Below are 2,669 nucleotides of genomic sequence, written 5' to 3'. Positions count from 1 at the left end.
GTTCCGAGCGCGGGCACCGCCGCGCATGCCTTCACGCTCGGTTTCACCGGCCCCGACGGCCCCGACGAGAAAGCCGCCTTCGCGGCGCAGATCGCCGCGCTCGGCGTCGGCACCACGCTGCTGGTGGACACCTACGACATCACGCAGGGCGTGGGCAACGCGGTCGAGGTCGCCGGGACCGAACTGGGCGCGGTGCGCATCGACTCCGGAGACCTCGGAGTGCTTGCTCGCCAGGTGCGCGACCAACTCGACGATCTCGGCGCCACGAACACCAAGATCGTCGTCTCCGGCGACCTCGACGAGTACGCGATCGCGTCGTTGCGCGCCGAGCCCGTCGACACCTATGGCGTTGGCACGTCGCTGGTCACCGGCAGCGGCGCCCCGACCGCAGGGATGGTCTACAAACTCGTCGAGGTCGACGGCGTTGCGGTGGCAAAGCGATCCAGCCACAAGGAGTCTCGCGGTGGCGCCAAGCGCGCCGCGCGGGCTGCGCGGGCGTCGGGCACCATCGTGGAGGAAGTCGTGTACCGCGCGGGGGAACCGCGACCGGCCCTCGAGGGTCTAAACCTGCATGACCTACAAATTCCCCTCGTCCGGGGTGGCGAGCCCGTCGCCGGGCTGCCCAGCCTCGCCGATGCCCGTAAGCACCTCGCGGACGGTCTGGTGAGTCTGCCGTGGGAGGGCCTGGGCTTGTCCCACGGCGATCCCGCCGTCGCCACACGATACGAACTCGGCTGAGGAGGCAGAGCAGATGCCCGATTCCGACCCCCACGACCACCCCGCGGATGCTCTGATCGTCGTCGACGTGCAGAACGACTTCTGCGAGGGCGGCGCGCTCGGCGTCAACGGCGGTGCCGCCGTCGCCGGTGCCATCACCACGTTGCTGCCCGAGTACCGCACGGTCGTCGCGACCCGCGACTACCACATCGATCCGGGTGAGCATTTCTCCGATTCGCCCGACTATGTCGACACCTGGCCGCCACACTGCCGCGTCGGCACCGACGGCGTCTGGTTCCATCCGTCCTTCGACGCCGAGAAGGCCCACAAGGTGTTCTCGAAGGGCGAATACAGCGCGGCCTATTCGGGTTTCGAAGGGGCGTCCGACGACGGTCAGACGCTCGCCGACTGGCTGCGCCGCCACGGGATCGAGAGTGTCGACGTCGTCGGCATCGCCACCGATCATTGTGTTCGCGCCACCGCGCTCGACGCGGCGAAGGCGGGGTTCCGCACTCGCATCCTGCTGAACTTCACCGCCGCGGTGGCCCCGGAGACCACGAAGTCCGCGCTCGCCGAACTCCGCGCGGCAGACGTAGCCCTCGTCGGCGATCTCCTCTACGACGGAGCCGGCCGAGTTTGACCAACCGCGAGTAGAACCGGACGACACAGCCCACATGTCGAACACACCTCCGGTGACCACGCTGCTCGATGCTGCCGTCACCGCCCTTAACGGCCGTCGCCGCGACGGCCAGGTCGCGATGGCCTCGGCCGTCGCGCACGCCATCGACACCGGCGAACACCTCGCCGTCCAGGCCGGCACCGGAACCGGAAAGTCCCTGGCCTACCTCGTTCCCGCGATCCGGCACGCCGTCGAAAGCGGCCGCACCGTGGTGGTCTCGACCGCGACGATCGCCCTCCAACGGCAACTCATCGAGCGCGACCTGCCGCGCCTGGCCGCCGCCCTGGCGAAACCACTCGGCCGGGAGCCGACCTTCGCCATCCTGAAGGGGCGGTCGAACTACCTGTGTCTCAACAAAATTCATGCCGGCACCGCGGACGAGCCGGATGTCGAGCTGTTCGACCCGTTCGAGTTGTCACGCACCGGGCGCGAGGTCACCCGCCTGCGCGAGTGGAGCAGCGACACCGAGACCGGCGATCGCGACGACCTCACCCCCGGTGTCGCCGACCGCGCGTGGCGTCAGGTCAGTGTGTCCGCCCGCGAGTGCCTCGGCGCCGGCAACTGCTCCTATGGCGAAGACTGCTTCGCCGAGAACGCCCGACGCCGCTCGGGGAAGGTCGACGTCGTCGTCACCAACCATGCGCTGCTCGCCATCGACGCCACCAGCCCGGCCAGCATCCTCCCCGAACACGACGTGGTGATCATCGACGAGGCGCACGAACTCGTCGATCGGATCACCTCCGTGTCCACCGCCGAGGTGTCGGCCGCGGTGGTCGCCGCGGTGGCGCGCCGCTGCGGCAAGCTCGTCGACGAGGAGACCGCCGATGCCCTCATGGGGGCCGGCGATCAACTCGGCGAGTTGCTCGCCGACGCACCGCACCGGCAGTGGATGGGTCTGCCCGCTTCGGCGGCCGCGGTGCTCGTGTCCCTGCGAGACCGACTGTGGCAGACGCGCACCGCGATCGGACCGGTACGGATGAGTGGGTCGAGTGACGAGTCGGCGGCCGCCGCCCGCTCGGCGGCGCTGACCTCGCTCGACGAACTGCACGACACCATCGTGCGGCTTCTGGGGGCATTCGACGAACCCGACGAATCGAAGCGACGTGACGTGGTGTGGGTCGCCGAGGAACGCGTCGGACGCTCGGCCGCCGCCGAATCGCGCTCGGTGCTGCACATCGCGCCGCTGTCGGTCGGCGGACTGCTGCGCGCGACCCTGTTCGCCAAGGCGACCGTGGTGCTGACCTCCGCGACACTGACGATCGGCGGCAACTTC

General features: G+C 69.5%; 2 protein-coding genes and 1 pseudogene. All 3 read left to right on the top strand.

What is annotated here, in order from left to right; all coding sequences use genetic code 11:
* Positions 1–738, top strand: a pseudogene (locus tag ABZW74_RS24395) (nicotinate phosphoribosyltransferase); the annotation flags it as partial.
* Between the two features lie 13 nt (positions 739–751).
* Positions 752–1,357 (top strand): isochorismatase family protein, encoded by a 606-nt coding sequence (locus tag ABZW74_RS24390; RefSeq protein WP_240862395.1) that lies wholly within the window; start codon positions 752–754, stop codon positions 1,355–1,357.
* A gap of 34 nt (positions 1,358–1,391) precedes the next feature.
* The coding region (locus ABZW74_RS24385) for an ATP-dependent DNA helicase (protein WP_355280076.1) at positions 1,392–2,669 on the top strand (1,278 nt) is incomplete at its 3' end.

The organism is Gordonia sp. NPDC003585, assembly GCF_040610755.1.
Classification (GTDB): domain Bacteria; phylum Actinomycetota; class Actinomycetes; order Mycobacteriales; family Mycobacteriaceae; genus Gordonia.
This window is presented reverse-complemented; position numbering and strand designations above follow the sequence as displayed.

Coding starts and splice junctions, on each gene's coding strand:
- ABZW74_RS24390 (WP_240862395.1), top strand. CDS start 752: ATGCCCGATTCCGACCCCCACGACCACCCCGCGGATGCTCTGATCGTC.